Genomic DNA, 25,936 nt, shown 5'->3' with positions numbered 1-25,936 from the left:
GACCCGCTTGCAAGTCGCCTCCGTCTGCTTCGTTGACAAGCGTCAAAGGAAGGTCGGTGCTGACATGTAGCCTTGTGTGCACGATGACTGCATACGCTCTGTCGTCGAGTCGCGCGTTCACAGGGAGGAGATATGAAAAAGCTTCTAGTTGCGATGGCTGTCGGTATTGCCTTGACATCCCCCGTGCTGCAAGCTGCTTCCAAAGACACAGCTGCGCCGCAAAGCAGTTCAAAAACGCCACCTGCCGGCGCTGCTGAGTTCGACAGGAATCTGGCGCAGCTCCAGGAGCAAATGAAGACAATGCAGGCGCAGATGGACCAGATTCGCAAAACTCAGGACCCTCAGGAACGCCAGAAGCTACTCGAGCAGCACTGGGCCACAATGCAAAGTGCGATGACAATCATGCACGGAATGTGGGGCCCGGGGATGATGGGTCATGGAATGGGCCCGGGAATGATGGGAGGCGCTGGGCCCGGAATGATGGGGGGCTGGGGGCATATGGGCGGCTACTACTCGCGCCTGACACCCGAGCAACTGCGGCAGCGTCAATACATGACTGACCAATACCTGCAGATGCAGCAGGAGATGATGAACAACATGATGTGGCAGCAGCAATACCGGGACGGGCCACCGCCTGCCAGTACAAAGTAGGCATGCTGAAAAATCGGTTACTGACGACCTCCCAGCCTGAAAAGCTCGCCAACTACAGGAGCGGACATGAGCAGTATTTCCAGCTACAAAGACCTGACAGGCGAGGTATCGGTTCAGATGCGAGCGATGCGCGCGTCACAGCCTGACTTGATGACCGCGTTCGGCCAACTCGCTGCGGCCGGGACAAAAGACGGGGCACTGAACCGAAAGACGCGGGAGCTGGTCGCGTTAGGGATTGCGATTGCCTGTCGTTGTGACGACTGCATCGGCTTTCACGTCCAGACGCTGGTGAAGCTGGGCACGACAAGGGCCGAGCTGGAAGACGTGCTCGGCACTGCGGTCTATATGGGAGGCGGTCCATCAATGATGTATGCCACCCATGCGTTGAGAGCCTTTGAGGAATTCTCGCTCTGACTATCAACGTGCCCGGATTTCTATCAGTGTCTGCGATGCAAGGCAGCCCCCGAAGAGGACCACGGTATGGGACTCATGGCTGCGTCATCCCTTGGTGATGATGCATATGCCCATCCATCGCATCAGCACCGTGGTCCGAAAGTTGTGCGTCGAACCATGTGTGAAGTGACGACACCAATTTCGGGTCGTCGCTGCGATAGGTAAGTTCGCCTCCACCTTTAATGTCCTTGTACGTAATCGATATCTGGCCGGGCTTTGCCGCCCTGAGCTGCGCCAATCCGGGCATGTCAGCGCCGTGAGTCCGGGCAGGCCCCGAAAAGTCACCACGTTGAAACTGGGTCTGGATTTCACGCAGATGCTCACGAATCAGCTGGGTCTGGTGGCTGTCAGAGGGGCTTTTCGCAACTACCCGCTGGCTCCCCCCATCGTCCGATTTGGTGAAGATGTGAGTTGTGGCCTTGAGGCTGAACGGCATGACCTCCGCACCTCGCTGCGCGACCTCGGCCTGACGCTCAGCGTCCGCCGCGAACGATTCAGCCGCCGCGCCCAGGCCTGCCATCACGATAAGCGTAGTAAATAATGTGCCCGGTTTCATTGGATGAGACTCCTGCGTGGTCGACAGTGATAGATGATTACACCCGATGCCCTTGCGCCGGTTGCGTTGATGGCCTTTGATTGCGCGTCACGCTAGCGAATCAGGGAGCCGGGTTAAAACGTGTATGGGTTTCTTCTCCCCACTGGTAGAGGACGAGACCGGACAAGCCCATCGCAATAGCGACAAACCAGAAGGCGTACTCCACACTGCCGCCCAGAGCGGCAGCAGCGCCAAGACCGAGCGCACCGACGCCAGAACCGGTATATACCGATGGCTGAAGCCCGCCAGGCTGGCTGTGCCAGGTCGGCAACGGCGGCGCTCAGGTTGGGGTATAGCATCGCCATTCCAATACCCGCTACCGCCGCCGCGAAACTCCACCATGCCGAACCTCTGCCAAGGGGCAACAGCAGCACACCGACGCCGCAAACCCACATACCCAGCACGTTGAGGTGTTGGCGCCCCACCCGGTCGGACAGCCTGCCCGTGAAAAGCTGCGCGCCACCCCATGTGAAGCCGTAGACACCCACTATCCAGCCTATGCCGGGCAGGCTCACCCCCCGTTGATGAAGGTAAACCGGCCAGAACACCCATACCAAGGCGTCGACAAACTTCTCGACCAATCCGGCCTGGCAGAGAGCTGCCATACGACGGTCGCGCCAGCTCATCAGGGCAAACACTTCACCGCCCGTCGGTTGTTCGCCTGCAGCAAATCGACGGGGCTGGGGGTGCCCTTTTTCCGGCGCAATCGCTTCCCGACTGCTCTGGAAGCGGGCCCAGGGCAGCGTCTCGGCCACTGCCAGCCAGGCGAGCAGAGTCGCAAGGAGAACTACCGCCGTGCCGAACCAGAGCAATCCTGCGCGGGGGCCGAGGACGGATGCTGCGTATCCCGTGACCACACCCGCCACTGCCACCCCGACGTAACCGGAGAATTCATTCAACCCGATAACGAGGCCGCGCTGGTCAGGACGCGTGATATCAAGCTTTGCCGTCTGGGTCATCGACCACGTCAAACCCTGATTTACGCCAAGCAGCATGGTGGCAACCACGACCCAACTCCAGGATTGGGCGAAGTAGATAAGCGGCGCAATCGGGAATGCAACCAGCCAGCCGGCGAGCAAGACTTTCTTGCGGCCGATTCGCTCAGCGAGCCGCCCGGCCACGAAATTCATCGCGCCCTTGACGACGCCAAAGGCAACCACAAACGCCACCAGCAGCATGAACGACCCGCGTGGTACGCCGAACTCGGTCTCGGCCAGTGCGGGCACCACGTTGCGCGTCATCCCAACGGTCATCCCTACGAGCAGCACCTGCAAAAGCTGCAGCACGACCTGCCAGTAATTGACGCGGATGCCGAATGCGACAGGACGATTGCGTTCAGACTTGCGGAACCGCCTGAGCCCTGCGATGCAGGCTGGTCGGGACACAGCATGCTACGCCCTCACGATTCGGGGTGTTGCCGGAATTCACGCCGACCTCCTTCATTGATGATGCAGTGACCTCTTGCAAAAAGAGCCCGACGAGCCGTTCTGCTACCGACCGTTGCGACAGGCATCGTGGTGTGGCGACCCCTGGCCGTTGGCGCCAAAGGTCAACCGGGACCTACGCCGCAAGCACGACTTTCGCAACCATGCCCACCGCGATGACTCCCGCGAACACGGCGAAGCCTTGCTGCAACCGGGGTCCGCTCAGATGCCGGGCGATGAGTCGACCACCAAGCATGCCAAATAGCGCCCCCGCCGCGAACGGGACACCGACCCGCCAGTTCATTCGCCCCTCAAGCGCAGTCGACACGACGCCTGATAGCGATATGAGCGTAATGATGGTCAGCGAAGTCGCCACGATGGCATGCATCGGAGCATTCGTCGCGCGCCTTAGCGCAGGCACAATGACAAAGCCCCCACCCACGCCCAGCAGACCCGAGAGAAATCCTGCTCCGATGCCGGACAGTGCCAGCGCCCGGGCGCACGGGCCGGTCCAGAGGAATCGGCCGGAGTCGACGTCGAGCTGGCATGGGGGCACGTGCTGGGAGCCAGCTGAGGCTTTTGCATCTGACCCGCGTGCCTGCATGAACATGCGAATCGCCACAAAGGCGAGCACACCCGCAAACAGAAGAGCCAGGGGGCCGTTCGGCAACCGGTGTGCGAGCCACAGTCCGACCGGCGAACTAAGGATGCCGGTTAAGGCAATAAAACCCGCAGCCCGATAACGGACGATACCTGCACGCAACCCGATTATTGCCCCCATTCCCGCCGACAGGCCGACCGCAAGTAAGGCTAGCGGCGCAGCCTCGGCCACATCCAGGTGAAGTACGAAGAGCAGCAAGGGTACTGCCACGATGGCGCCGCCAGCCCCCGTCAGCGCCAGAATCAGGCCGACAACACCTCCCAGGAACATACTGACTGCAGTCATGCTGTCCATTCCTCTGCCCTATAAGAACCGCGGGATTTGCGCGGACGGCTCACCAATCAATGCTCAACTGGTCAGGCCTGCTGCCGGCTCAATTTGGCGTGTTCGAGGAACTCGAACACGGCCATCCCGCCAAGCATCGCGGCCACAAAACCCCATGCCTTCGGAAAACCAGCGCCCATCGCGACCAGCGCGGGTCCCGGGCAAAATCCCGCAAGACCCCAGCCGACGCCGAACACCGCGCTTCCCAGTACAAGTCTCATCGTCACGTTGGTGCTTGCCGGAATCTGCATGGGCAGGCCCAGCAGGGATTTTTTGCGGCGTTTTGCGAACAGGAACGCGATTGAGCCAACGGCTATCGCCCCGACCATGACAAATGCCAGTGACGGGTCCCATCGTCCCGCCAGGTCGAGAAATCCCAGCACCTTTGCTGGGTTGGCCATGCCGGAGACCATCAGGCCGACGCCAAACAGAAGCCCGGAAATTAAAGCAGCGAGCAAACCCATTTCAACCTCCCAGCAGATGTCTGGATACGAACACGGTCAGAAAGCCGCTTGCCATAAACGTTGCCGTTGCGACAAGTGACCGGATGGACCCACGCGAGATGCCGCAGACACCATGACCGCTCGTGCAACCGCTTGCGTAACGCGTGCCAATGCCAACCAGAAAGCCCGCAACAAGTATTTCGCCCCACCCCGCCTGGATATCAGGCGCTACCGGATTCCCGAGCAGGCTTGCCAACACAGGCGCCCCAATCAACCCTACGAGAAAAGCGACACGCCACCCCACATCTTTCTGAGGCGTGCCCAGCAGGCCACCGAGGATGCCGCTGATGCCAGCGATACGTCCGTTGAATAAAACAAGCACAGCAGCTGCGGTGCCAATCACCAGGCCGCCAGTCAATGACAGGCCGGGTGTGAAACTCGCGATATCAATCAACATGACCTCTCCTCACCTTCATTGAGCGCAAAACTGGTCGTACAGCACGTTCATGACGGCAATCGCTTCCTTGCTCGCGATGGAATAAAAGATGCTCTTTCCCTCGCGCCGTGTCGCAACGAGTTCGTTATCGCGAAGCACGCCGAGCTGTTGGGAAAGCGTCGGCTGACGTATGCCCAACTGTTCCTCGAGGTCGCTCACACATAACTCGCCCTGCGACAACTGGCACATCAGAAGCAACCTGTCGGGATTGGCCAGCACCTTCAGTAGCGCACAGGCTTTCTCTGCCGATGCCTGCATCACCGACAGGTCGATTGGGACGGACATCTTCCTCATCTCACCACCCTTTAATTTACACACAAACATTATATTGCATTGTAGATTATTTGTGAATAGAATGAGTGACATCTGAGGAGGTCAGGATGCAGCCCATCGTTCAGCCGTTCTTCGACCCGGTCACCGGCACGGTGACTTACGTGGTGTCTCAGTCCGGGCATCAGGAATGTGCAGTCATTGACCCGGTCCTTGACTACGACCCCAAGGCAGGACGCACGTCAACGGCGAATGCCGACAAGGTCATCGAGTTCATTCGCCAGCGCGGCCTGCGGGTGCAGTGGATTCTGGAAACGCACGCGCATGCGGACCACCTGTCAGCAGCGCATTATTTGCGCGGCGAGCTTGGCGGCAGGATTGCGATTGGAGAGCACATTCGCACCGTTCAGGGCGTCTTCAAGAAGCTGTTCAATCTGGAGCCTGAATTCCGCCTTGACGGCTCCCAGTTCGACCACCTGTTTGGCGAAGACGAGACGTTCTCGATTGGGAGCCTGACGGCGAGAGCGTTGTATGTTCCCGGCCATACACCTGCCGACACGGCCTACCAGATTGGCGATGCGGTCTTCGTTGGCGACACGCTTTTCATGCCGGATGTCGGCACCGCGCGCTGCGACTTCCCCGGCGGCAATGCCCGCACACTATATGGGTCGATTCGAAAGCTGCTGGACCTGCCGTGCGACACCCGGCTTTTCATGTGCCACGACTATCCACCCGAGGGCCGGCAACCCGAATGGGAAACCACGGTGCTCGCTCAGCGTACGCATAACATCCACGTGCACGACGGCGTAACGGAAGAGCAGTTCGTCAGTATGCGCGAAGCTCGCGACGCAACACTTGCGATGCCCGTTCTTATTCTTCCGTCTGTACAGGTGAACATACGGGCCGGAGAATTTCCACCCGCCGAGGAAAACGGCCTCAGCTATCTGAAGATTCCGTTGAATGCGTTGTAGTGTAGCTTGCTACGAACGCTTGATACGGAGTACGCGGTTTGGCGTCGGCATGAGCGCATTACGTTCCTGCAGCAAAACGCCATTGAAGTTGAGAAACTCCGGCGGACACGCCATTCAGGCGTATCCGATTCGCGGGCATAACGGCACTCTTGGCCGCGCAACCTTCATCAGTCCGGCTCCCCTTATGTCTCACAACACCGCTGGCTTATTCGGCAATTCACTGTGCGTATCCCGTTGAGCCGGAAAGTGCCTCCTCAGCAACTCTGTTACCTGTTCCACACCGCGCAGCACGCCTGTCTCATACCTCCCGCTCCGAAACTCTGCCTCCATGCTCTGACAGATGGCTTCCCACTCTGCAGCGTGCACCTTGCTGTGCACACCACGGTCCGCGACTATCTCCACATCGCGGTCCGCGAGCAGCAGGTAGATGAGTACGCCGTTATTGTGCTCAGTGTCCCAGACCCGAAGCTTCGAGAAGACATCAATCGCGCGCTCTCTTGCCGACATCCCCTTCAGCAGCACACCGATGTGAAGCGCACCCTCGACCGCAAATCGGACCTGGCCTATATGTGCTCTGTGGCTTTCCCGAACCGCTTTTTCGATTGCGCGCAGAGTCTTGGGAGGAAAGGCAAGGTTGACGTGCCAGCGGCTCATGAACAGGTGTCTCACGACGCGCTTGATGTCCATGGCTACCATCTTCCCGAAGCGCCGCCACCACCAAACCCGCCGCCACCGCCCCGGAAGGTGGTCCGGCCCGACCCGCCCCCGAGTCCGCCGATAGCACGCCCTCCGACATAGGCACCGAGCCCGCTACCGAATAAGGTAAACGCGAGTGCAATCGCGCCGGCGACTACAGCGACAAAGAGCGTTCCAGACAACAGCCATGCGATGCCCGCGACGGCGCCGCCGGTCACGACTGAGCCAGGCAGGCGTCCCAGCAGAGAGCGAAGTACACCACCAACTACCATGGTAAGCACGAAGAGGATAGGCAAGTAACCTCCGAATTTCCCAGCAGTACCGCTCGCATTTTTATCTGGCGACGGCAAAGGCTCGCCGTTGATGACATTCATGATGCTGTCAACACCCGCCGCAATGCCGCCGTAAAAATCGCCCTCCCTGAATCTTGGGACAATCACTTCGTTGATGATGCGATTGCTGGTGGCGTCGGTGAGCACGCCCTCGAGGCCATAGCCCACTTCGATACGCAGCGTCCGGTCGTTCTTTGCGACGATAAGCAGCACGCCGTCGTCGATACGCTTGCGCCCAAGCTTCCATTGTTCAACAACGCGTATCGAATATTGCTCGATGGTTTCCGGCTGAGTGGTGGGGACGATGAGCACCGAGATTTGGCTCCCCTTTTTGTTCTCGAACGCCTGCAAGGTTTGCTCCAGCCCGGACCGTTGCTCGCTGGTGAGCGTGCCCGTCTCGTCGGTGACGCGCGCGGTCAGCGCCGGAATCGCGACGTCCGCGCTGGCGACAGACGAGCAGAATGGGATGAGCGCGAGCAGCAGAACCCTCGCTGCTTTCAGGATGTTCAATTGGTCACTCCACTCGCCGGCTTCGGCGCTGTATCGAAATTGACCTGTGGAGGCCGGGCAATCTCTGCTTCATTTGACACTGAGAAGTTGGGCTTCTCCTTATAGCCGAAGACACTCGCCGTCAGGTTGGACGGAAACGACCGCACCGTAGTGTTGTAGTCCTGAACAGCCTTGATGTACCGGTTTCTGGCAACTGTAATGCGATTCTCGGTACCTTCGAGTTGCGCCTGCAGGTCGCGGAAATTTGCGTCGGATTTTAATTGCGGATAATTCTCGGACACGACCAGCAGCCTTGATAGCGAACTCGTCAACTGAGCTTGCACCGCTTCAAATTTCGCAAATGCTTGCGGGTCGTTGATAAGCTCTGGGCTTGCCTGCACCGAACCCACTCTCGCGCGGGCTTCCGTCACACGCATAAGCACTTCTTTTTCCTGGCTCGCATAGCCTTTGACTGTATTCACGAGGTTGGGGATGAGGTCGGCGCGGCGCTGATACTGGTTCAATACCTCAGACCAGCTCGCCTTCACCTGTTCGTCCTGAGTCTGGATAGCGTTGTAGCCGCAGCCGGAGAGTCCCAGCACGACTACCGTCATCAACCACGTCAACATTGCGCGCATTGGAGTGTTCCCGTCGTCAGTCTGCATTCTCTTTAATTCTTCTAGCCGCCCGTCCCCACACACGTGCGACCTCCAACCTGTCAGCGACGGCACTTTCAGCCTACGCCCGACCAATCGACCGCGATTGACGCAGGTCAAGTTCGTTCCGGAATCACACTCCCCCCGGTTACCAGAATCTGCGTTGCCGAGGTGATGGGCCGGGCCAGGACGAAAGCCGCATGCATTCTGACCTCCGCAGAGAGGCCAAGCACCGTCGCGCGGTGCAACGACCCTGTATCAACCTTCAGACAAACAGGCCTCCCAGCCGCGACGTATGTTCCTTGAGCTAGGTCAATCGGGTCTGCATGCGCGTCGATAGAGTAAATGGTACGCAACCAATAGTTCGGGGAAAAATCATGAACAGCCAACAAAAGACATCGACTCTCGCATCGATTGCTGGGGCAGTCATTGCCCTGTTACTCGCATTCGGCTCGCCTCTCTCACAAGGCGCATCACCGGATGTTGACGCTCACGGCCACGGCGCGGGCGCTTCACAAGGCGCAAAGGCATCGAAGGCGCAGCCAAAATCGCTTAGCGACGCCGACACCCAAATGAAGAAGATGCAGGAGATACACGAGCGAATGATGGCGGCAAAGACCCCTGAAGAAAGGGCAAAGCTGATGGATGAACAAATGCAGGCCATGCAGCAGGGCATGGCCATGATGAACGGCATGAAGAATCCTCACGGCAGCATGGGCCCGAACGGCATGCGTCACGACATGATGGAGAAGCGCATGGACATGATGCAGATGATGATGACCATGATGATGGACAGGCAGTCCATCGAAAACGCGCCAGCCGCCAAATGACGGTGCAGGTGCCGAGGAATTCAGTATGAAAATGTCTGTTCAGGAAACACCGCCGTTCTGGAAGTCGCGTGGCGCCATCGCATTGATGGGATTTGCGGCGGTGGCGACCTTCTTCATGTTCTCCGAACATCGCGCGCATTTCCTTGGCGCGTTGCCATATCTCATCTTCCTCGCGTGCCCACTGATGCACCTCTTTATGCATCACGGACATCACCATGGAACACATGTCGAGGCGCAACACTCAGACAAGCAGGGAGGTCATGATGAACGACCCAGCTAGTGGATATGGATTGTGGGGGCTGGTTGCCATCAACTCCCTCATCTTCATAATTTTCGCGTTCAGCTTCTTCAAGCCCAGCACCGCGCGCGACTGGCGAACGTTTGGCGGATTCTCGGCTTTCGTGGTTGCGCTGTTCGCAGAAATGTACGGCTTTCCGCTCACCATTTATCTTCTATCCGGGTGGTTGCAGACCCGCTTTCCGAAAGTGAACCTGTTGAACCACGACTCTGGACATCTCTGGTGGACGATGACCGGTCAACATGGCAACCCACACCTTGCATTTCCGCATCTCGCCAGTTTCGCTCTCATCTTAGGCGGCTTCTACCTGCTCTCAACGTCCTGGCACGTTCTCTACGAAGCGCAACGCAAAGGCCAGTTGGCGACAACGGGTCCGTACGCCAAGGTTCGACACCCTCAGTATGTCGCCTTCGTCATCATCATGACCGGATTCCTGCTGCAGTGGCCGACACTCGTGACGCTTGTCATGTTCCCGATTCTGGTTGCGATGTACATGCACCTTGCGCGGCAAGAAGAGCGTGATTCGGAGTTACGTTTCGGTGAGGCATGGCGGGATTACGCAGCACATACACCTCGGTACGTCCCAAAGCTATCCAGCAGCGATACTGCGCACGCCCAATAGCGCGTCGCGGAGGCCTTTTAATGTCTGAATCGCACGCCCACGCCGCCAGCCCTGTCCCCATCGGCGCCAATCAAGCGTCTGAAGTCCAACGCAAAGGCGAGACAGGCGTCGTCTACACGTGCCCGATGCACCCTCAGATACGAGCGTCGGCACCGGGCAATTGCCCGATTTGCGGTATGACACTCGAGCCTGTGACTCCGCTCGCGGTAGAGGAGCGGAACGTCGAACTCGAATCGATGACGCACCGCTTCTGGGTCGCGCTTGCGCTGTCAGTACCGCTTCTGGTAATGACCATGGGTCCGATGGTTTCGTCTTACGACCTTGGCGCACTCGTGAACCATATCGGAGAGAGCCTGGCTCTGCCACACTGGATGCCCGCATCTTGGGCACAGTGCGTCCAGGCGGTACTCGCCACGCCGGTCGTCCTGTGGGCCGGGTGGCCTTTCCTCGAGCGCGGCTGGAATTCATTCAGGACGTGGCAGCTGAATATGTTCAGCCTGATTGGACTCGGCGTGGCCACCGCGTACGGCTTCAGCCTGTTCGCGCTGTTTTTTCCCGACACGCTGCCGCATGCATTCCGGCGCGGCCATGAGTTGCCGCTGTATTTCGAAGCCGCCTCCGTTATCGTCACGCTCATTCTTCTCGGGCAAGTGCTAGAGCTCCGCGCGCGGTCACGCACCTCGAGTGCCATCAAGGATTTGCTTAACCTCGCGCCACATACCGCGATTCGGGTGAGGCCTGACGGAACCGAAGAAGCCGTCCCTCTCGAGGCGGTCGCTGTCGGCGACATACTCCGCGTAAAACCTGGCTCGAAGGTACCGGTAGATGGCGTCGTCACAACCGGCGGTTCCAGCGTCGACGAATCCATGATTACCGGGGAGTCCATCCCATCAGAGAAGGCGGCTGGAAGCACGGTGACCGGCGCGACGGTCAATCAGACCGGAACTTTTCTGATGCGAGCAGAAAAAGTCGGTTCGGATACGTTGCTCGCGAGAATCGTGCAGATGGTCGCCGACGCTGGCCGCTCCCGTGCTCCCATCCAGAAACTGGCCGACCAGGTGTCAGGATGGTTCGTGCTAGGCGTTATGGCTTGCGCGGCGGTCTCGTTCGTCGTCTGGGCTGTCATAGGGCCAGCGCCGGCGCTCGCGAATGCGTTGGTCGTCGCTATCAGCGTTCTAATCATCGCGTGCCCGTGTGCACTCGGCCTGGCAACGCCTGTCTCCATCATCGTAGGGGTTGGGCGCGGTGCTAAAGAGGGCGTTCTCATCAAGGACGCAGAGGCCCTCGAATTGATGGAGAAAGTGGATACGTTGGTGGTCGACAAGACCGGTACCCTCACTGAAGGAAAGCCGCGCGTGCAAACCGTTGTGGCGCTGGCGGACCAGTCAGAGTTGTCCGTACTGAGTTATGCGGCCAGTCTTGAAGGGCCGAGTGAACATCCATTGGCACAGGCTATTGTCACGCAGGCGCAGGAGAACAAGGCGCCGACAAAGCCCGTTGATGCATTCGAAGCAGTCGTGGGCAAAGGCGTGAGCGGCCGGATTGACGGCCGCGTCGCATTGTTGGGCAATACAGTGCTCATGGACGATGCGCAAGTCGATTGCACTGCGGTAGGAGCAGACGTGGACCGGCTGCGTCAAGCCGGTCAGACAATCATGTATCTCGCCATCGACGGAAGGCTCGCGGGTTATATCGGCGTGGCTGACCCGGTCAAGGCCACAACACAGGAGGCAGTTCAGTTGCTGCGGGCGTCCGGCATCAAAATCATCATGCTGACCGGCGATAATCCCATCACAGCCAACGCGGTGGCAAAATCCCTGGCGCTCGACGGCGTCAAAGCCGGCGTACTGCCTCAGGACAAATACAAGCATGTCCAGGAGTTGCAGCAGCAAGGTCATGTTGTCGCCATGGCGGGCGACGGTGTCAACGATGCGCCCGCTCTCGCGCAGGCTAATGTCGGAATTGCAATGGGCACTGGTACCGATGTGGCAATGAACAGCGCACGCGTGGTACTCGTCAAGGGCGACCTGCGGGGCATCGCGCGGGCCAGGACCTTGAGCATCGCCACCATGAAGAATATCCGGCAGAACCTCTTCTTTGCGTTCGCGTATAACGTGATTGGAATTCCCGTCGCAGCGGGTGTCCTGTATCCGTGGCTGGGCATCCTCCTAAGCCCCATTATCGCGAGCGCGGCGATGGCATTGAGCTCGGTATCCGTGATTGGAAATGCGCTCCGTTTGCGGGGCGCCCGGACGTAGCATAGGCATGCAGCCGCGAAGCGTAGGTACGGGGCTCTCGTCTGAACAGCTTCGTTCGACCAAGCGCCGCATGCGCTGCGCAAGAGTTATCGGGCGAGGAACGGATAGCGTGAGAACATAAAATAAAAAGAAGACCCGGACGTGTTGCCGGGTCCCGTAAAAGATGGCCGTTAGCCGAAGTCAATCGGGGCGTTATGCAGCCTTTTTTGAGCTAAGGCGATGGCCATCTGCGTGGACGCAGGGAACAGTGCACTGCCACGAGCTACGTCGTACCCGGCAGTGGGCTGGAAACAAGAACCGCAGCAGTGACGAGTGCCCCCGTCAGTACTACCGATTCAATGTGCAAGACGACGGCAAACCGTTTGAGAGGTCCTACCGCTGACGCTGGCGAAGCGCTCCGCAGCGATTCAAGCAGTCTGGGCATCTCGAAAAAGCGGTTATGCCCACCGAGCGCTGCAGCGACGAACACCAGAGCGAGTTTCATCAACAGCACCTGGCCATAGACCGATTGCAGCAGGTCTCCAGGCGACCTGACTCCACGCCAGCCGTTGTAGGCGCCCGTAACGAAGAGAATAACGAGCGCCAGCGTCGCCGCGTCCGACAATGACTGGATATATGCTGCGCTGTTTACACGCTCGGTACTCAATGCATTGAAAACGCGCGGCGTAACAACGTAAGTGCTTACCAGCACGAGCCCTACCCAGACACTGATTGCGAGCAAATGCAGCCAGTCCACCCACACCGGCAGGCTGAACAGGCCAGCATCGACTGGGTGTCCTCCATTGCTGCGCGCCAGCGCGACGCCGGCCAGGGCCAACCAGATGACCGGAGACAACCGGATTGATTTCCCTGTCTCGATAAATGAAAGAATAACCACGCACAGCATCAGTCCAGCGCCGACCAGCCATGCGTGACCGAACCCGGTCTCAACTAGCATCGAGCGGACAGCGGGTCCCGCCTCAGGAAGTGCAGACTCGCTCATCAACGCACAATGAATCCAGAACGCGAGCGTGCTAGACAGCAGCGCGCCGACAGATGCGACACGCAGGACGCTGACAAGCCGCGGTCTAACGCTCACCTGCCACGAGGATGTCTGGCGCGCGAGCCATCGGTCGCTAATCAACACGCCGACGACAATTGCAAAGCCGAGGTTTTGCAGGGCGACGAAGGCAAGCCGCGAGACGCCAAGGAGACCGTCGTTCATTACTTTACCTGAAAGGCGTACGTACCCTTGGTCTTGTGGGCGTCATGCGTCATCACGGCCCACTGGACTGAGTAGGCCCCGGACGCTAGCTTCGGAAGAGCAATGGTCAGCACGCGAGGGTTGGCGGCGTCGACCTTTGCCTTTTCCTTTGTTACGGCCTGGCCGGTTGAGTCGGACACTTTAACCATGCTAAAGGTCGACTCAAGGTCTTCGTTAAAGGTCAATCGTAGCGAGTCCGGCGTGGTTTCGAGTGTGCTGCCGGCGGCCGGGACGGCAGCCTCGAGCCTCCCGTGTGCGAACGCTGCAGCCGGTGCTAAGGCGATGGCGGTAGCCGTAGCAAGTCCTGAGAGTTGCTTGCGAGTAAAAGTTTTCATGTGCTTGCGCATCCTCGATGGTCCAGGCGGGTGTTGCCGGTATTTAATGGCAACACCCCGCGATTCGTTACTGCTTCTGCAGCTTCGTTACCGTCAGTGCTCCGTCCACTTCCTCGGCCACAAAATCAATCTTGTCGCCGACCTTGACCTGCGAAATCATGGCGGGGTCTTTGACCTTGAACACCATCGTCATTGCGTCCATGCCCAGATTTTCCAGCGGGCCGTGCTTGATAGTCAGCTTTCCGGCTGCGGCGTCGACTTTCTTGATTTCCCCATGGGACATGCCAGCCTTTGCTTCGCCAGCCTGCTTTGCTCCGCTACTGCCCATGTCCATGTTGCCCATTTCGCCAGCCGCATAGGCCGAGCCCGAAATTGCCAAGGCGCAGCTAACTGCAATCGATGCAAATACGTTCTTCATGACTCTTCTCCTGCGTTGAAATAAAAAGTTGAGCTGGACCGCAAAGTCCGGCGAGACAGAAAATCAGCTATCCGGCAACTCGCCGGTGTATTCGTAGGCAACCGTCCCCTTGGGATGCTTGAACCAGCCCGGGTCGCGATAGTCTTTGCGTCCCAATCCGTCACGTACCTTCACGACGGTGAACATTCCGCCCATTTCGAGCGGGCCGAACGGGCCAGTACCGGTCATCATCGGCAGTGTGTTGTCGGGCAGTGGCATCTCCATCTCGCCCATGGCACCGCCTGTGCTGCCCATCGCCATGTAGTCCGGCACGAGCTTGTTGATGCGCTTCGCGAGGTCTTTCTGCGGCACGCCAATCAGGTTCGGTACGGAGTGGCCCATCGCGTTCATCGTGTGGTGAGACTTGTGGCAGTGAAACGCCCAGTCTCCGGGCCGGTTCGCCGTGAATTCGATGGCACGCATCTGGCCGACCGCGACATCGGCGGTCACCTCAGGCCAGCGTGCGGCCGGCGGAATCCATCCGCCATCCGTGCCCGCAACCTCGAAGTGATAGCCATGCAGGTGGATGGGGTGGTTGGTCATCGTCAGATTGCCGAACCGGATACGCACTCGGTCGCCGGCGCGCACCGGCAATGGGTCAATACCGGGAAAGACCCGCGAATTCCACGTCCACATGTTGAAGTTCGTCATTTCGTTCACACGTGGCGTGAAGCTGCCCGGGTCGATGTCGTACGCGGACATAATGAACACGAAGTCGCGGTCGACCTCCATGACGCCGGGGTCCTTCGGATGAACGATGAAGGTCCCCATCATGCCCATCGCCATTTGCACCATTTCGTCGGCGTGCGGGTGATACATGAAGGTTCCGTGCTTCTCGAGCTGGAATTCGTAGACGAACGTCTTGCCCGGGGGGATATGCGGCTGCGTGAGGCCGCCCACGCCGTCCATGCCGGACGGCAGTAGCATGCCGTGCCAGTGGACGGTGGTGTGCTCCGGTAGCTTGTTGGTCACGAAGATACGGACCTTGTCGCCCTCTACTGCTTCCATGGTTGGGCCGGGGGACTGCCCGTTATAACCCCAAAGATTCGCGTTCATGCCCGGTGCCATCTCGCGCACAACCGGCTCGGCCGTCAGGTGAAATTCCTTCCAGCCGTTTTTCATGCGCCACGGCAACGACCAGCCGTTCAGCGTGGCAACAGGCGTGTACGGACGGCCATTGGGAGGCATAAGCGGCGGTTGCATGGTGGCCTTGGCCATCGTGGGTGCCTCAGGCAGCGACGCAGCACCTGCCTTGCTCACCAATGCTGCTCCAAGCAGCGCGGCCCCCGAGCTGCCGAGAAATTTTCGACGTGACACCATGTCATTTACCTTCTGAATCTATAGAGGATGCCGATGGCATCGCGGAGGCCGCCATCGCGAGCGGTGGGAGACGACCACCGACAGCCTGCTGCAGGTCGGTCTCCGCGAGCCAGTAGTCCTTCAGCGCGTCGATATAGCTGTTCACCGCGCCGACCTGGTCACGCGAATCGGACAGGAGTTCGAATACGCTCGCGAGCATGCCGTTGTAGCGGAGCAGCAGTTCGTCCGAGATGGTCTTCCGGATTGGCACGACTTCATCCCGATAGTGCTTCGCGACGTCGTAGTCGGTCAGATAGGCCGAATACGACTCCCGTACTTCAGACCGCGCGTTAATCGCGGTCTCGGCGACGCGGTTGGCCGATTGGATGTAAATCGCTTCGGCGCGCGCAACCTTCGAGCCTCCCCAATTGAAAATTGGAATCTCCACGCTAATTTCGTAGCCCTGTTCGTGGCCATCGGCGGTGGTGAAATTATTCTGGTAGCCGACGTCGAGCGCGTTGATAAACCGTGTTGCTTTGCTCAGGCCTAGGGACGAAGCGACGCTTTGCGTCTGCATCTTCGCCGCCTGGATATCCAGCCGGTTCTCCATCGCGAAGCTTTCGAGGTCATTCAGCTTGGGACGGTTCGTGGGCAGCTCTGGCAGACGTTCGGGAAGCGTGTACTGCGTTTGTGCGCCCCACAGGCCCATGATGCGGGTGAGTTTTTCCCGCGCGGCCACTGACTGCTGCCGCGTTCTTGCCAATTGCGCAACGGCATCCGCATAGAAAGCCTGCTCACGCGCGTAGTCGAGCTTGCTGAAATTGCCCGCCTGCTGCATCCGCAACGCGAGTTCGGCGCCAGCTTCGGCAGAATCCTTTACCTGACCGGCATACGCGGCAGACTGTTGCATTGCGACCGCGTTGATATAGGCTCTTCGGGTATCGGCAGCCACCTTGAGCATCGCGTCTGCCGCCAGAAGTCTGGTTTGCTCGAAGCGGCGACTCTCGATGCGCGTGGCCAGTGGCAGCGTCAGAACACTTAGCAGCCCGAGCGTGAACGTGCGATTGATGCTGAGGTCGTTTCCTCCATGCGTGCGGCTGAAACTGAAGCCGGGATTAGGCAGCCGTCCCGCCTGAACGAGGTCCGCCTCGGAAATGCCAAGCTCGCCGTACGAGGCCTGCAGGCTCCGGTTATTCAGCAGCGCAATCTGGACTGCGTCATCCATGCTCAATGGCCTGGAAAGCAGTTCCTGCGTTCGCTTTGCGACAGCTTCCCGGTCTTCGTCGGTCTTCACCAGTACGGCGTCTTTCCCCAGACGCTCGGAAGCGGTCGTCGAAACGGTATTGAAGCCGCCATCCTTCGAAAATGTCGTACATCCGGCCAGGAACGCAACCGCGGTCCCGAAAACAATGACACGGCGACCCAAAAAGATGTGCGTCATCATTTCGTCGGCTCCTCGTGATGGGAGCTGTTCTCGTTATTCGTGGCACCGCTGCCGCCTGACGGCATTTGACTTTGGCTCATCCCCGGCTTTCCGGGCGCAGTTGTCACTGCCCGATTGAACTCCTGCCACGTGGGCGCTTTCTGGTCGCGATACGGCTGAAAGTCCGCAAACACCGACGGCACGCTGATGGCCGGAACCGGTGCTGCCGCATCTGTCGGGTCAGGAAGTGTTGTAGTGGCGAGCACGAGCGTCGGCAACAGTGCCGCCGCGCCGGGCAGCGCCGCAATAAACATTCGCATGGATTTTTTCTCGTCGTAGGTCACCTGGTGGCCGAGGAGCGGCCATCAGGTCGAAATTCCGCATCGCGGCTTCTCGGCCGCGACAGAAAGACTAGACGAGGGAGATTCGGGGAGGTCGTTCGATGCCGTCGGTCAGAAACGGCACGAAGCGGTCAGAGCGGGAAAACGGAACAACAAGATGAAAAACGTCGGCTGACGCTACGACGGTAGGGACAGCCGGCAAGGCTCCGCCGAAACAGCAGGACGCGCATGTCGAGCATGAATGAGCATGGTGCGAATCGCCGCCATGGGAATGGCTGTCACGGTCGCTGTCGGTCATCGCCAGGTCATGCACGTGACGGTGAGGCACAGATTCATCCGTGTCTTCATCCTGGGCATACGCGACATCGCTCCCGAAATGCGATGAACCGCACTTCATGGAGATGGCCGCGAACGACTGAACCGGAAGGCTCAGTGCCAGCAGCAGGACGAGGAAGAGTTTGCGCCAGTAAGACATGGTGCGAAAGTTTAGCATGCTTCGACAAGAAGACTGTAAGGAAGACCGTGTCAGGTTGTAGTCGAGTACCGTTTGCCAACAACAGCCTCGCGAAAATCCTGATTTGTGGCAACAGTCGACTTCCCACCCCTGAAATTTCCGCGTCTGGCCACTATCCAGCAGGCCCGACAGACTTCAGGGCAAACGAGGCTCGCTGCCTCTTGACATTTCCATCATGGGAAGGTCCATGCTTGGGCTTCTGATTTGCTACTGGAGTTAAAAATGGAATTCGAAATCAAGGATATGTCATGCGGTGGGTGCGCCAATTTGATTACCAGGGCGGTTACCAGTGTCGACCCAGCGGCAAAGCTCGACATCGACGTCACCACCAAGGTTGTAAAAATCGACTCAGCTTTGGCGGTTGAGCGTCTGGTTGCCGTTATCGAGGCAGCCGGGTTTCATCCAACGGTCCGCGCGTAATCACAGCGCCCCACGGAGTCGCTGACAAGCGAGTCATTCTCCAGGCCCGATGACATGGGGCTGACGCCCGACAAGCGGTTCCTCTGGGTGACATTCCGGGTCACCCGTTGCGTCGGCGTAATCGATATGGAAGTGCTGAAGCTATCCTTGTCAGGTTCTCAGATGGTAGCGAACGCGTTCATGAACGCTATCTCATTACGGTAGATGCGCGAGCGGCCCGATTATCTAGCTACGATGGCGACATCGGAGAGCTTGCAGTCCATGGCATTGTCTGCCGGCGCCGACGAACCTGGCGATTCACGCTGCTGCTTTCCGTTCCGACCTGACCGCCTTAGCGGTCCGCGCGAGCTTTGGTGGGCAAGCGCGCTCAAGGCGCGAACTACGAGGTTTGAATCCACGACCGAAGGCAAATTTTGTTGGCAGGATGAACGTCGTCGACGCTCGTAGACACACCTCGAAGGGACGGGCCTTTGGTCGACGACCTAGACCTGATTACTGCTTTTCCAGCTTCACGATGGTCATTTCACCGTCCACGCTTTCCACGCGGACCTTGACCTTGTCGCCTTCATGAATCCGCTTGACCATGGCTGCATCCTTAGCCTTGAGCGCCATCGTCATCGCCGGCATGCCGACGTTCGTGAGCGCACCGTGTTTCAGCGTAACCATGCCGGTAGCCGGGTCGACTTTCTTTACTTCCGCATCGGTAAGAGCGGCGGTCGATGATGTCTTTGAAGCCGTCGGCTTCATAGACATGTTCATGCCAGCCATGTCATCACCGGCGAATACTGGTGCAGCAACAATGGCACCAAGAACAACAGACGCAACAATCAACTTCTTCATTGGGTTTCTCCAGTTTGAGTAGCTGGCACTGTCGTGCCGGAGGGGACTGCATGGGGCGAATGTGTCTTGCTTGCGTTCCGTGCGCGACGACGTTGCAAAAGGAACCAGGCTGCGGGAATAACGAACATCGACAGAAGCGGCGCGGTGACCATGCCGCCGACCATCGGTGCGGCAATGCGCTGCATGACCTCCGACCCGGCGCCGTGTCCAATCATGATGGGAATGAGACCGGCGAGCACTACAGCGACTGTCATCGCCTTGGGCCGGACACGAAGCACTGCGCCTTCTCGAATTGCGTCAAGCAGCAAGGCTTCAGTTAGCGGTTCGCCATCTGCCAGCCGGCGGTCAAGCGCGCTCTTCAGGTACAGCAGCATCACGACGCCGAATTCGGCCGCGACACCCGCGAGCGCGATGAAGCCGACCGATGTCGCAACCGACACCGCGTGCCCCAGCATCCAGATAAGCCAGAAGCCGCCAACCAGCGCGAACGGCACGGTCGACATCAGCAGAAGCGCGTCGGCCGCCGAGTTGAATGTCAGGAACAGCAGCACGAAGATGACGACGAGCGTCACCGGGATGACGGTGCGCAACTTTGCCGCCGCACGCTCCAGGTATTCGAATTGACCTGACCACGCAATCGAGTACCCAGGCGGCAACACCACCTTCTCTGCAACGGCGCGTTGCATTGCCTTCACTGCCGACTGCAAGTCCGTATTGCGAATGTCGACGTAAACGAAACCTGAAAGGCGCGCGTTCTCGCTGCGAATCGACGGCGGACCGTCGGCAATGGCGATATGCGCGACATCGCCGAGCTGGATTTGCGCGCCCCGTTCCGTGACGATTGGAAGTTGCCGCAACTTCTCAAGCGAGTCTCTAGCCTCACGTGGATAGCGGATGTTGATTGGGTAGCGCTCGCGGCCGGCAATGACCTCGCCAACGTTTTCACCACCCACCGCCGACGATACGACCGACTGGATGTCTGCTACCGACAGGCCATAGCGTGCGGCCGAAAGCCGGTCAATATCGACGTCGATGTATCGCCCGCCGTCAAGGCGCTCGGCGAGCGCGGAGGTTACACCTGGCACGTCCTTCACCGCAGCTTCGACCTGCGTCGCGACCCGGTCGATTTGCGTCAGGTCGGGGCCCGAAATCTTGACTCCAACCGGAGTCTTGATGCCCGTCGACAGCATGTCGATGCGGTTACGGATGGGGGGAACCCATACATTCGAAAGACCCGGCACTTTCACCGTCCGGTCCAGTTCATCGACCAGCTTTTCCGGTGTCATGCCGGGTCGCCACTGGCTGCGCGGCTTGAACTGAATCGTCGTCTCGAACATCTCGAGCCCCGGCGCAGGGTCCGTGGCAGTGTCGGCGCGTCCCGATTTGCCGAACACGGTCGCCACCTCCGGCACGGTCTTGATGAGCCGGTCGGTCTGCTGCAGCAGCTCGCTCGCTTTCTCGGTCGAAATGCTCGGCAGCGCGGTCGGCATGTACAGCAGGTCGCCCTCATCGAGTGGCGGCAGGAACTCGCCCCCGAGACGCGATACCGGGACCACGGTCGCAGCCAGTGCGACCACGGCAACCCCAATCGCAAGCCACGGGTGTCGAAGCGTTACCTCAAGCAGCGGCCTGTAGAGTCGAATCAGCACGCGGTTAATGGGGTTGGCATTTTCATGCGGAATGCGGCCCCGAATGAGATAGCCCATCAGGACGGGCACGAGCGTCACGGAAAACCCGGCTGCGGCCGCAATCGTGTACGTCTTCGTGTACGCCAGTGGCGAGACGAGCTTGCCTTCCTGTCCTTCGAGCGAAAACACCGGGATAAAGGACATCGTGATGATGAGCAGTGAGAAGAACAGTGCGGGCCCCACCTCGGCGGCGGATGTCGCAATCAGTTCCCAGCGCTGCGCGGCCGTCAGTTGTGTTCCGGGAAACTCGTGTTCGAAGGCCTCCATTTGCTTGTGCGCGTTCTCTATCATCACGATGGCTGCGTCTATCATCGCGCCGATGGCAATCGCGATGCCGCCGAGCGACATCAGGTTCGCATTGATGCCCTGGTAGCGCATCACGATGAAAGCGGCCAGTACGCCGAGCGGCAGTGACAGGATGGCAACGAACGCACTGCGCAGGTGAAACAGGAAGACCGCGCAGACCAGCGCGACGACAATGAACTCCTCGATGAGCTTGTCCTTGAGGTTGTCCACCGCGCGGTCGATGAGCTGCGAGCGGTCGTAGGTCGTGACAACCTCGACGCCAGGTGGCAGCGACCTCTTGAGGTCAGCGAGTTTTGCTTTCACCGCCTCGATGGTCGTCAGGGCGTTCTTGCCCGAACGCATGACGATGACGCCGCCCGCGACCTCCCCCTGACCATTCAGTTCAGCGATACCACGGCGCGTCTCGGGTCCAATCTGGATGCGCGCCACGTCGCCGAGCAACACGGGTGTCCCCGCATCGTTCGTGCGCAGCACGACACGGCGGAAGTCATCCAGCGAATGAAGGTAGCCGGAGGACCGAACCACATATTCGGACTCGGCGAGTTCGACGACTGAGCCGCCTGATTCCTGGTTGGCCTTGCCCAGTGCGTCGGCCACCATCGTCTGCGTGATGCCGTACGCACGCAGCTTGTCCGGGTCGAGCACGACCTGGTACTGGCGAACCATCCCGCCGATGCTGGCCACCTCCGACACGTCCGGCACCGACTTCAGCTCGAACTTCAGGAACCAGTCGTTCAACGCGCGCAGTTGCCCGAGGTCGTGGCGCGCCGTCCGGTCAACGAGTGCGTACTCGTACACCCAACCCACGCCAGTTGCATCCGGTCCGAGCGATACGGTCGCCCCCGGCGGCAGGCGGCTTTGTACCTGATTCAGGTATTCAAGCACGCGCGAACGTGCCCAGTACTGGTCCGTCTTGTCGTCAAACAGCACGTAGACGAACGCATCGCCGAACGCCGAATAGGCGCGGATGGCTTTCGCACCCGGCACGCCGAGCAACGTCGTGGTGAGCGGATAGGTCACCTGGTCCTCGATGACCTGCGGCGCCTTGCCCGGGTACGAAGCCTTGATGATGACCTGCGTATCGGACAGGTCGGGCAGCGCATCGAGCGGTGTCTGGGTGACCGAATACACACCCCACGCCGTAACGAGGACCGTCGCAAGCAGGACCAGGAACCGGTTGTGAATGGACCAGCGGATGAGGCGCGCAATCATTGAGCACCTCCGGCGGGTTCGACCTTCTGCAACTGGTAATTATCACCGGACTGCGTGAAAACGAAGTGCACCGTCTGGCCGGCCTTCACATCCGGAAATGCGTTGGGCTCTGGCTTGCTGAAAGACATCGTCATTGCGGGCCAATTCAGTGCTGGAACCGGCTGATGCGAGAACGTGATTTCCTGCGGTGTGACCTTTTCGACCGTTCCTGTAGTCTCGTACGATTGCGCTGCCGCCGAAGCGGATGTCGGCGCCGAAGCGCCCGGACTCGAGCCTGCGCTACCTTCCAGTCGTGGCAGGACTGATTTCAGGCTTGCTTCCGAATCAATCAGGAACTGGCCCGACGCGACGACCTGCTCGCCGTCATTCAAACCGCTCAACACCTCGGTTTCATTGCCGACATCATTGCCCACCGTGACCGTAACGGGCTGCAAGCGGCCATCACTGCTTCTCGCGATGACGACAGAGCGCTTCCCCGTCGTGATGACTGCCTCGGACGGGACGAGCAGGCGCGAACCCGCCTTTTGCCCACCGACATGCACACGCATCAGCATGCCGGGCGTGAGTTTCAGCGCGGCGTTGTCGATTTCGAGGCGTGCCTGCAGGGTGCGGCTACTTGTGCTGATGCCGGGCAGGATTTCGCGAATCTGTCCGTTGAAATGCCGTGTGGGGTCGCCCGAGAACGTCGCGTCCACCGTCATGCCCGGCTGCACACTCAGTGCAAGCGCCTCGGGGATTTCGACGATGAGCCACAGCTTCGAGAGCCCAGCGACCTTCGCGAGCGTCTGCCCTGGGGTGACCATCGCACCATCCCTGACGTTCAGTTCGCTCACGACGCCGGTTTCTGGCGACGACAGCACGACATGTGTCTGCGCTTTGCCGGTCCGGTCCAGGGCCGCGACGACGCCGGCCGGAATCGACAGCGCACGCATACGCGCGCGGGAGGCTTCCAGCATGCTGCTGTCCATCCCACTATGCCTGAGCGCGAGGTACTCTTCCTGCGGTGCCAGCCAGTCGGGGACGAACAGCGACGCAACCGGTGCGCCCTTCGCAATCCGCTGCATTGGCGCGCTGGCGTAGAGGTGGTCGATGTAGCCCGTCACGCGTGTTTGCACGACGTCTGAGTGCGATTCATCGAACTGGGTGGTGCCGATGGCGTCGAACCCGTCCGACGTCTCCTGGCGGCGAACGGTCGCGTAGCGGATGCCGAGATTCTGCTGGAGGCCCGGGTCAATCTTGATGCCGGTAGCGCCACCGCCTTCGTCGGCGTAGACCGGCTCTAGCTGCATCTCCATGAAAGGCGACTTGCCCGGCTTGTCGAAGTGCTTGGCCGGGACCATCGGGTCGTGCCAGTACAGCACCTTGCGCCCCGTCTTCGGGGCCACCTTGTCGCTGGACGCAGCGGTGGCTACAGCGCCTGCTTCATCTGACGCCGGGCGATGCGTGCCGGCGACATAGCCGATACCGAGTAGCGCCGCCGAGGCAATCGCCATCAAGGCCACGCGTGCCAGTTGTTTTGTTTGCATGTTGTTCTCCTTCACTGACCCACGGACATCGACGCCGGCACGACCTGGTATTCGAGCTGGGCCCAGGTTTGCGAGACATCGCGTTGCAGGTCCAGCACCTGAAGTTCCGCCTCGATTTGCGCACGCCGGGCAGCAAAGGTATCGGCAAGCGAGCCGGTGCCTGCCCTGTATGCGGCCGCCGCAAGTTGCACGCGCTGGTCCGCAGCCGGGAGCAGGGAATGGGTGAGATTCGCGATGCGTTCGCGAACGCTCGCGAGCGTGGCAGACTGTGCGCGGATGTCCGCTTCCACTTGACGCTGAGCGTCCTCGTACATCAAGCGCGCCCTGGTGCCCAGTTCCGCCTTCTCGGCGGCGTCCCGGTTTTGGAGGTTCTTGCGATTGATGGGAAGCGGGATGCTGACGCCAACCGACACCATGTTCGAGTACGCTCCGCCGCGCTGCTGGTAGGCGACTTCCCAAGTCCAGTTGGGGCTGCGGTTGCTGTTCGCTACGGCCGTATCGGCATCGGCGACGGTAATGTTCCGTGATGCTGCGATGAGCACCGGTTGCACCTGACTCAGCTCCTCCGGCGGCAGCGATGACACATATGACTGTGGCGCCGGCGGCTCGCCGGTCACGTCCGAAACGGGCATTGCCGTCCAGCGGGACAGGCCGATGAGCGCGGTCTGGAACGTCTGCCGGGCCTTGAGTAACTGGTCTTGGGTCTGCGCGAGCATCGCCTGAGCCTGGGTCACGTCGGCGGCCGTCGCTTTTGCTCCACGATAAGACGCTTTCGTCGCGTCGAGCTCGTGGGTCATGTGGTCAACGAGTTCCTGCTGCAGCGAAACGGTCTTCTTTGCATACATCGCGCTCAGCCAGGCCGTGGCCGTTTGCTGGCGAGTGTTCACGAGCTGGCCAAGGTAGCCCGCGCGCTCGCGGTCCACTACGTCATTCGCCAGCTCGGACCGGAGTCGGCGCTTGTCGCCCGACACCCATTCCTGCTCGATGCCAATACGGCGCATCGTCATGAAATCCTGGCCGATTGTGTATTTCTGCTGCCCGGTCACCGGCAGGTTGTCGACACCGGCCTTGAGCGTCGGGTCGGGCAACTGGCCGGCCCGGACGGCCGCTTCCGAACTGGCCCGCACCGATGCCTGTGCAGCCCCCATGGCGGCAGAGTGGTCCGTGGCAGCTTGAAGTGCAGCATCAAGCGTGACGGGTACTTCCTGAGCGTGCGCGGCGACGCTCGTGAGAATCAGTGCGGCAAAAAGCGAATGCGCGCGCAGTGGTGCACGCCGGCATGACGGCGTGCCAATGGTCGAAGGCATGGTCTAACCCCAACGGCGGACTCCCATAGGGAATCCACGTCCCGGACGCAGGACGACATCGCCGCAAATGCGGCGAACCTGTCAGCAAGGGATTAGATGGCGCGAGGAGGTCGCCAGAGACCGGCCGGTTCACGGACGGTAAGCGACTGTGCGTAGTGGAATGCGACGGGGCTGGATAGCCCGGCGGGACGGGTTACCTCGATGCGCGACACCGGGTGATACAGGCTGCCCAGTTGACATTGCGCCGTTGCCTTGCAGAAGAAGCCTTTGGCTTTTCCTGGTTGAGACGATTTCATCATCTCGCAGCCGGGCATCTCCGACGACATCGCGCTGCCTCCGTCGGAACCCATGCTCATCTGCATCGGACATTCTCCAGTCAAGCCGCTGGCTGCCAGCCCACTGATGGGCAGCGCAGCGCAAAGCAGCAGCAGGAGCAATGTTCGGAGAAATTTCATGGCTGGGATTATAGCGAAGCTATTTTATTCATGCTCCAAGGAGGTTGCCGTGCCCGCGTCACACGCAGCCGCTCGACAAAGCCACGTACGGCCCCTTGACC

General features: G+C 59.8%; 28 protein-coding genes and 2 pseudogenes. 9 read left to right on the top strand and 21 right to left on the bottom strand.

Features of this window, described 5'->3' with window-relative positions; all coding sequences use genetic code 11:
- The first annotated feature begins 132 nt into the window (after positions 1 to 132).
- Both P0D68_RS03505 and P0D68_RS03500 read left to right on the top strand, forming a co-directional pair.
- Positions 133 to 651, top strand: a complete 519-nt coding sequence (locus P0D68_RS03505) for a hypothetical protein (protein ID WP_281663804.1) — start codon at positions 133 to 135, stop codon at positions 649 to 651.
- 66 nt (positions 652 to 717) lie between these two features.
- A complete protein-coding gene (locus tag P0D68_RS03500; protein WP_095417062.1) occupies positions 718 to 1,065 on the top strand; it encodes a carboxymuconolactone decarboxylase family protein in 348 nt (115 codons plus the stop codon).
- Between the two features lie 73 nt (positions 1,066 to 1,138).
- On the opposite strand, the gene P0D68_RS03495 is transcribed toward P0D68_RS03500, so the two are convergent.
- From P0D68_RS03495 to P0D68_RS03470, 6 genes and pseudogenes are all read right to left on the bottom strand, one after another.
- Positions 1,139 to 1,660: an aspartate carbamoyltransferase gene (locus tag P0D68_RS03495; protein ID WP_408303740.1), complete on the bottom strand. Its 522-nt coding sequence runs from the start codon at positions 1,658 to 1,660 to the stop codon at positions 1,139 to 1,141.
- A 100-nt stretch (positions 1,661 to 1,760) separates the two neighbouring features.
- Positions 1,761 to 3,066: pseudogene (locus P0D68_RS03490) on the bottom strand (MFS transporter).
- A 193-nt stretch (positions 3,067 to 3,259) separates the two neighbouring features.
- Positions 3,260 to 4,078 carry a sulfite exporter TauE/SafE family protein gene (locus tag P0D68_RS03485; protein ID WP_408468016.1) on the bottom strand — a complete coding sequence of 273 codons (819 nt, stop codon included), beginning with the start codon at positions 4,076 to 4,078 and terminating at the stop codon, positions 3,260 to 3,262.
- 62 nt (positions 4,079 to 4,140) lie between these two features.
- Positions 4,141 to 4,572, bottom strand: a complete 432-nt coding sequence (locus P0D68_RS03480; protein ID WP_408468015.1) for a DUF6691 family protein — start codon at positions 4,570 to 4,572, stop codon at positions 4,141 to 4,143.
- Between the two features lies 1 nt (position 4,573).
- Positions 4,574 to 5,008, bottom strand: coding sequence for a YeeE/YedE family protein (locus tag P0D68_RS03475; protein ID WP_408303725.1), 435 nt, complete (start codon positions 5,006 to 5,008; stop codon positions 4,574 to 4,576).
- A 15-nt stretch (positions 5,009 to 5,023) separates the two neighbouring features.
- A complete protein-coding gene (locus tag P0D68_RS03470; protein ID WP_408468014.1) occupies positions 5,024 to 5,341 on the bottom strand; it encodes a metalloregulator ArsR/SmtB family transcription factor in 318 nt (105 codons plus the stop codon).
- 86 nt (positions 5,342 to 5,427) lie between these two features.
- Between P0D68_RS03470 and P0D68_RS03465 the strand changes: the two genes are divergently transcribed.
- A complete protein-coding gene (locus P0D68_RS03465) occupies positions 5,428 to 6,288 on the top strand; it encodes an MBL fold metallo-hydrolase (protein WP_408468013.1) in 861 nt (286 codons plus the stop codon).
- A gap of 189 nt (positions 6,289 to 6,477) precedes the next feature.
- On the opposite strand, the gene P0D68_RS03460 is transcribed toward P0D68_RS03465, so the two are convergent.
- The 3 genes from P0D68_RS03460 to P0D68_RS03450 are packed head-to-tail and all read right to left on the bottom strand — an operon-like array spanning position 6,478 to position 8,443.
- Positions 6,478 to 6,975 (bottom strand): TPM domain-containing protein, encoded by a 498-nt coding sequence (locus tag P0D68_RS03460; protein ID WP_408303146.1) that lies wholly within the window; start codon positions 6,973 to 6,975, stop codon positions 6,478 to 6,480.
- Positions 6,976 to 6,977: 2 nt separating this feature from the next.
- The gene (locus P0D68_RS03455; protein ID WP_408303148.1) at positions 6,978 to 7,826 is read right to left on the bottom strand and encodes a TPM domain-containing protein; all 849 of its coding nucleotides are present in this window, start codon (positions 7,824 to 7,826) and stop codon (positions 6,978 to 6,980) included.
- A complete protein-coding gene (locus P0D68_RS03450; protein ID WP_408468077.1) occupies positions 7,823 to 8,443 on the bottom strand; it encodes a LemA family protein in 621 nt (206 codons plus the stop codon). The genes P0D68_RS03455 and P0D68_RS03450 overlap by 4 nt, the downstream gene beginning before the upstream one ends.
- Before the next feature lie 395 nt (positions 8,444 to 8,838).
- On the opposite strand from P0D68_RS03450, the gene P0D68_RS03445 reads away from it, so the two are divergent.
- The 4 genes from P0D68_RS03445 to P0D68_RS03430 are packed head-to-tail and all read left to right on the top strand — an operon-like array spanning position 8,839 to position 12,469.
- Positions 8,839 to 9,291 carry a hypothetical protein gene (locus P0D68_RS03445; RefSeq protein WP_408303150.1) on the top strand — a complete coding sequence of 151 codons (453 nt, stop codon included), beginning with the start codon at positions 8,839 to 8,841 and terminating at the stop codon, positions 9,289 to 9,291.
- A 25-nt stretch (positions 9,292 to 9,316) separates the two neighbouring features.
- The gene (locus P0D68_RS03440; protein WP_408303152.1) at positions 9,317 to 9,571 is read left to right on the top strand and encodes a DUF2933 domain-containing protein; all 255 of its coding nucleotides are present in this window, start codon (positions 9,317 to 9,319) and stop codon (positions 9,569 to 9,571) included.
- Entirely contained in the window at positions 9,555 to 10,211 is a 657-nt protein-coding gene (locus tag P0D68_RS03435) for a methyltransferase family protein (RefSeq protein WP_408303301.1), read from the top strand. The genes P0D68_RS03440 and P0D68_RS03435 overlap by 17 nt, the downstream gene beginning before the upstream one ends.
- A 20-nt stretch (positions 10,212 to 10,231) precedes the next feature.
- On the top strand, positions 10,232 to 12,469 hold the full coding sequence (locus P0D68_RS03430) for a copper-transporting P-type ATPase (protein ID WP_408468012.1): 2,238 nt from the start codon (positions 10,232 to 10,234) through the stop codon (positions 12,467 to 12,469).
- Positions 12,470 to 12,731: 262 nt separating this feature from the next.
- Here the strand turns inward: P0D68_RS03430 and P0D68_RS03425 are convergent, their stop codons facing one another.
- From P0D68_RS03425 to P0D68_RS03395, 7 genes are all read right to left on the bottom strand, one after another.
- A complete protein-coding gene (locus P0D68_RS03425; protein WP_408303156.1) occupies positions 12,732 to 13,673 on the bottom strand; it encodes a CopD family protein in 942 nt (313 codons plus the stop codon).
- On the bottom strand, positions 13,673 to 14,047 hold the full coding sequence (gene copC, locus P0D68_RS03420) for a copper homeostasis periplasmic binding protein CopC (RefSeq protein ID WP_408303158.1): 375 nt from the start codon (positions 14,045 to 14,047) through the stop codon (positions 13,673 to 13,675). The genes P0D68_RS03425 and copC overlap by 1 nt, the downstream gene beginning before the upstream one ends.
- Positions 14,048 to 14,114: 67 nt before the next feature.
- A complete protein-coding gene (locus tag P0D68_RS03415; RefSeq protein WP_408181466.1) occupies positions 14,115 to 14,465 on the bottom strand; it encodes a copper-binding protein in 351 nt (116 codons plus the stop codon).
- Positions 14,466 to 14,528: 63 nt separating this feature from the next.
- Positions 14,529 to 15,824, bottom strand: coding sequence for a multicopper oxidase family protein (locus tag P0D68_RS03410; protein WP_408303160.1), 1,296 nt, complete (start codon positions 15,822 to 15,824; stop codon positions 14,529 to 14,531).
- 1 nt (position 15,825) lies between these two features.
- Positions 15,826 to 17,244 (bottom strand): TolC family protein, encoded by a 1,419-nt coding sequence (locus tag P0D68_RS03405; RefSeq protein WP_408303303.1) that lies wholly within the window; start codon positions 17,242 to 17,244, stop codon positions 15,826 to 15,828.
- Positions 17,244 to 17,570 carry a hypothetical protein gene (locus tag P0D68_RS03400; protein WP_408303162.1) on the bottom strand — a complete coding sequence of 109 codons (327 nt, stop codon included), beginning with the start codon at positions 17,568 to 17,570 and terminating at the stop codon, positions 17,244 to 17,246. Before P0D68_RS03400 ends, P0D68_RS03405 begins: the two co-directional genes overlap by 1 nt.
- 67 nt (positions 17,571 to 17,637) lie before the next feature.
- On the bottom strand, positions 17,638 to 18,042 hold the full coding sequence (locus tag P0D68_RS03395) for a hypothetical protein (RefSeq protein ID WP_408303164.1): 405 nt from the start codon (positions 18,040 to 18,042) through the stop codon (positions 17,638 to 17,640).
- 261 nt (positions 18,043 to 18,303) lie between these two features.
- Between P0D68_RS03395 and P0D68_RS03390 the strand changes: the two genes are divergently transcribed.
- Both P0D68_RS03390 and P0D68_RS35625 read left to right on the top strand, forming a co-directional pair.
- Positions 18,304 to 18,501, top strand: coding sequence for a heavy-metal-associated domain-containing protein (locus P0D68_RS03390; protein WP_408303166.1), 198 nt, complete (start codon positions 18,304 to 18,306; stop codon positions 18,499 to 18,501).
- A gap of 45 nt (positions 18,502 to 18,546) precedes the next feature.
- A pseudogene (locus P0D68_RS35625) lies at positions 18,547 to 18,645 on the top strand (YncE family protein); the annotation flags it as partial.
- Between the two features lie 348 nt (positions 18,646 to 18,993).
- Here P0D68_RS35625 and P0D68_RS03385 read toward each other — a convergent pair.
- The 5 genes from P0D68_RS03385 to P0D68_RS03365 form a co-directional block, all read right to left on the bottom strand.
- On the bottom strand, positions 18,994 to 19,341 hold the full coding sequence (locus tag P0D68_RS03385) for a copper-binding protein (RefSeq protein ID WP_408303168.1): 348 nt from the start codon (positions 19,339 to 19,341) through the stop codon (positions 18,994 to 18,996).
- On the bottom strand, positions 19,338 to 22,547 hold the full coding sequence (locus P0D68_RS03380) for an efflux RND transporter permease subunit (protein ID WP_408303170.1): 3,210 nt from the start codon (positions 22,545 to 22,547) through the stop codon (positions 19,338 to 19,340). Before P0D68_RS03380 ends, P0D68_RS03385 begins: the two co-directional genes overlap by 4 nt.
- Complete coding sequence (locus P0D68_RS03375; RefSeq protein WP_408303172.1) at positions 22,544 to 24,073, bottom strand: efflux RND transporter periplasmic adaptor subunit; 1,530 nt, start codon at positions 24,071 to 24,073, stop codon at positions 22,544 to 22,546. Before P0D68_RS03375 ends, P0D68_RS03380 begins: the two co-directional genes overlap by 4 nt.
- An 11-nt stretch (positions 24,074 to 24,084) precedes the next feature.
- Complete coding sequence (locus P0D68_RS03370) at positions 24,085 to 25,380, bottom strand: TolC family protein (RefSeq protein ID WP_408303174.1); 1,296 nt, start codon at positions 25,378 to 25,380, stop codon at positions 24,085 to 24,087.
- A 92-nt stretch (positions 25,381 to 25,472) separates the two neighbouring features.
- Positions 25,473 to 25,835, bottom strand: coding sequence for a hypothetical protein (locus tag P0D68_RS03365; protein WP_408303176.1), 363 nt, complete (start codon positions 25,833 to 25,835; stop codon positions 25,473 to 25,475).
- Positions 25,836 to 25,936: the final 101 nt, after the last annotated feature.

This window comes from Paraburkholderia sp. RL17-380-BIE-A, assembly GCF_046028085.1.
Classification (GTDB): Bacteria; Pseudomonadota; Gammaproteobacteria; order Burkholderiales; family Burkholderiaceae; genus Paraburkholderia.
This window is presented reverse-complemented; position numbering and strand designations above follow the sequence as displayed.

What these genes read in the sequence shown, in the direction of transcription:
- P0D68_RS03505 (WP_281663804.1), top strand. Translation starts at nt 133, where the DNA reads ATGAAAAAGCTTCTAGTTGCGATGGCTGTCGGTATTGCCTTGACATCC.
- P0D68_RS03500 (WP_095417062.1), top strand. Translation starts at nt 718, where the DNA reads ATGAGCAGTATTTCCAGCTACAAAGACCTGACAGGCGAGGTATCGGTT.
- P0D68_RS03495 (WP_408303740.1), bottom strand. Translation starts at nt 1,660, where the DNA reads ATGAAACCGGGCACATTATTTACTACGCTTATCGTGATGGCAGGCCTG.
- P0D68_RS03485 (WP_408468016.1), bottom strand. Translation starts at nt 4,078, where the DNA reads ATGGACAGCATGACTGCAGTCAGTATGTTCCTGGGAGGTGTTGTCGGC.
- P0D68_RS03480 (WP_408468015.1), bottom strand. Translation starts at nt 4,572, where the DNA reads ATGGGTTTGCTCGCTGCTTTAATTTCCGGGCTTCTGTTTGGCGTCGGC.
- P0D68_RS03475 (WP_408303725.1), bottom strand. Translation starts at nt 5,008, where the DNA reads ATGTTGATTGATATCGCGAGTTTCACACCCGGCCTGTCATTGACTGGC.
- P0D68_RS03470 (WP_408468014.1), bottom strand. Translation starts at nt 5,341, where the DNA reads ATGAGGAAGATGTCCGTCCCAATCGACCTGTCGGTGATGCAGGCATCG.
- P0D68_RS03465 (WP_408468013.1), top strand. Translation starts at nt 5,428, where the DNA reads ATGCAGCCCATCGTTCAGCCGTTCTTCGACCCGGTCACCGGCACGGTG.
- P0D68_RS03460 (WP_408303146.1), bottom strand. Translation starts at nt 6,975, where the DNA reads ATGGACATCAAGCGCGTCGTGAGACACCTGTTCATGAGCCGCTGGCAC.
- P0D68_RS03450 (WP_408468077.1), bottom strand. Translation starts at nt 8,443, where the DNA reads ATGCGCGCAATGTTGACGTGGTTGATGACGGTAGTCGTGCTGGGACTC.
- P0D68_RS03445 (WP_408303150.1), top strand. Translation starts at nt 8,839, where the DNA reads ATGAACAGCCAACAAAAGACATCGACTCTCGCATCGATTGCTGGGGCA.
- P0D68_RS03440 (WP_408303152.1), top strand. Translation starts at nt 9,317, where the DNA reads ATGAAAATGTCTGTTCAGGAAACACCGCCGTTCTGGAAGTCGCGTGGC.
- P0D68_RS03435 (WP_408303301.1), top strand. Translation starts at nt 9,555, where the DNA reads ATGAACGACCCAGCTAGTGGATATGGATTGTGGGGGCTGGTTGCCATC.
- P0D68_RS03430 (WP_408468012.1), top strand. Translation starts at nt 10,232, where the DNA reads ATGTCTGAATCGCACGCCCACGCCGCCAGCCCTGTCCCCATCGGCGCC.
- P0D68_RS03425 (WP_408303156.1), bottom strand. Translation starts at nt 13,673, where the DNA reads ATGAACGACGGTCTCCTTGGCGTCTCGCGGCTTGCCTTCGTCGCCCTG.
- copC (WP_408303158.1), bottom strand. Translation starts at nt 14,047, where the DNA reads ATGAAAACTTTTACTCGCAAGCAACTCTCAGGACTTGCTACGGCTACC.
- P0D68_RS03415 (WP_408181466.1), bottom strand. Translation starts at nt 14,465, where the DNA reads ATGAAGAACGTATTTGCATCGATTGCAGTTAGCTGCGCCTTGGCAATT.
- P0D68_RS03410 (WP_408303160.1), bottom strand. Translation starts at nt 15,824, where the DNA reads ATGGTGTCACGTCGAAAATTTCTCGGCAGCTCGGGGGCCGCGCTGCTT.
- P0D68_RS03405 (WP_408303303.1), bottom strand. Translation starts at nt 17,244, where the DNA reads ATGACGCACATCTTTTTGGGTCGCCGTGTCATTGTTTTCGGGACCGCG.
- P0D68_RS03395 (WP_408303164.1), bottom strand. Translation starts at nt 18,042, where the DNA reads ATGTCTTACTGGCGCAAACTCTTCCTCGTCCTGCTGCTGGCACTGAGC.
- P0D68_RS03390 (WP_408303166.1), top strand. Translation starts at nt 18,304, where the DNA reads ATGGAATTCGAAATCAAGGATATGTCATGCGGTGGGTGCGCCAATTTG.
- P0D68_RS03385 (WP_408303168.1), bottom strand. Translation starts at nt 19,341, where the DNA reads ATGAAGAAGTTGATTGTTGCGTCTGTTGTTCTTGGTGCCATTGTTGCT.
- P0D68_RS03380 (WP_408303170.1), bottom strand. Translation starts at nt 22,547, where the DNA reads ATGATTGCGCGCCTCATCCGCTGGTCCATTCACAACCGGTTCCTGGTC.
- P0D68_RS03375 (WP_408303172.1), bottom strand. Translation starts at nt 24,073, where the DNA reads ATGCAAACAAAACAACTGGCACGCGTGGCCTTGATGGCGATTGCCTCG.
- P0D68_RS03370 (WP_408303174.1), bottom strand. Translation starts at nt 25,380, where the DNA reads ATGCCTTCGACCATTGGCACGCCGTCATGCCGGCGTGCACCACTGCGC.
- P0D68_RS03365 (WP_408303176.1), bottom strand. Translation starts at nt 25,835, where the DNA reads ATGAAATTTCTCCGAACATTGCTCCTGCTGCTGCTTTGCGCTGCGCTG.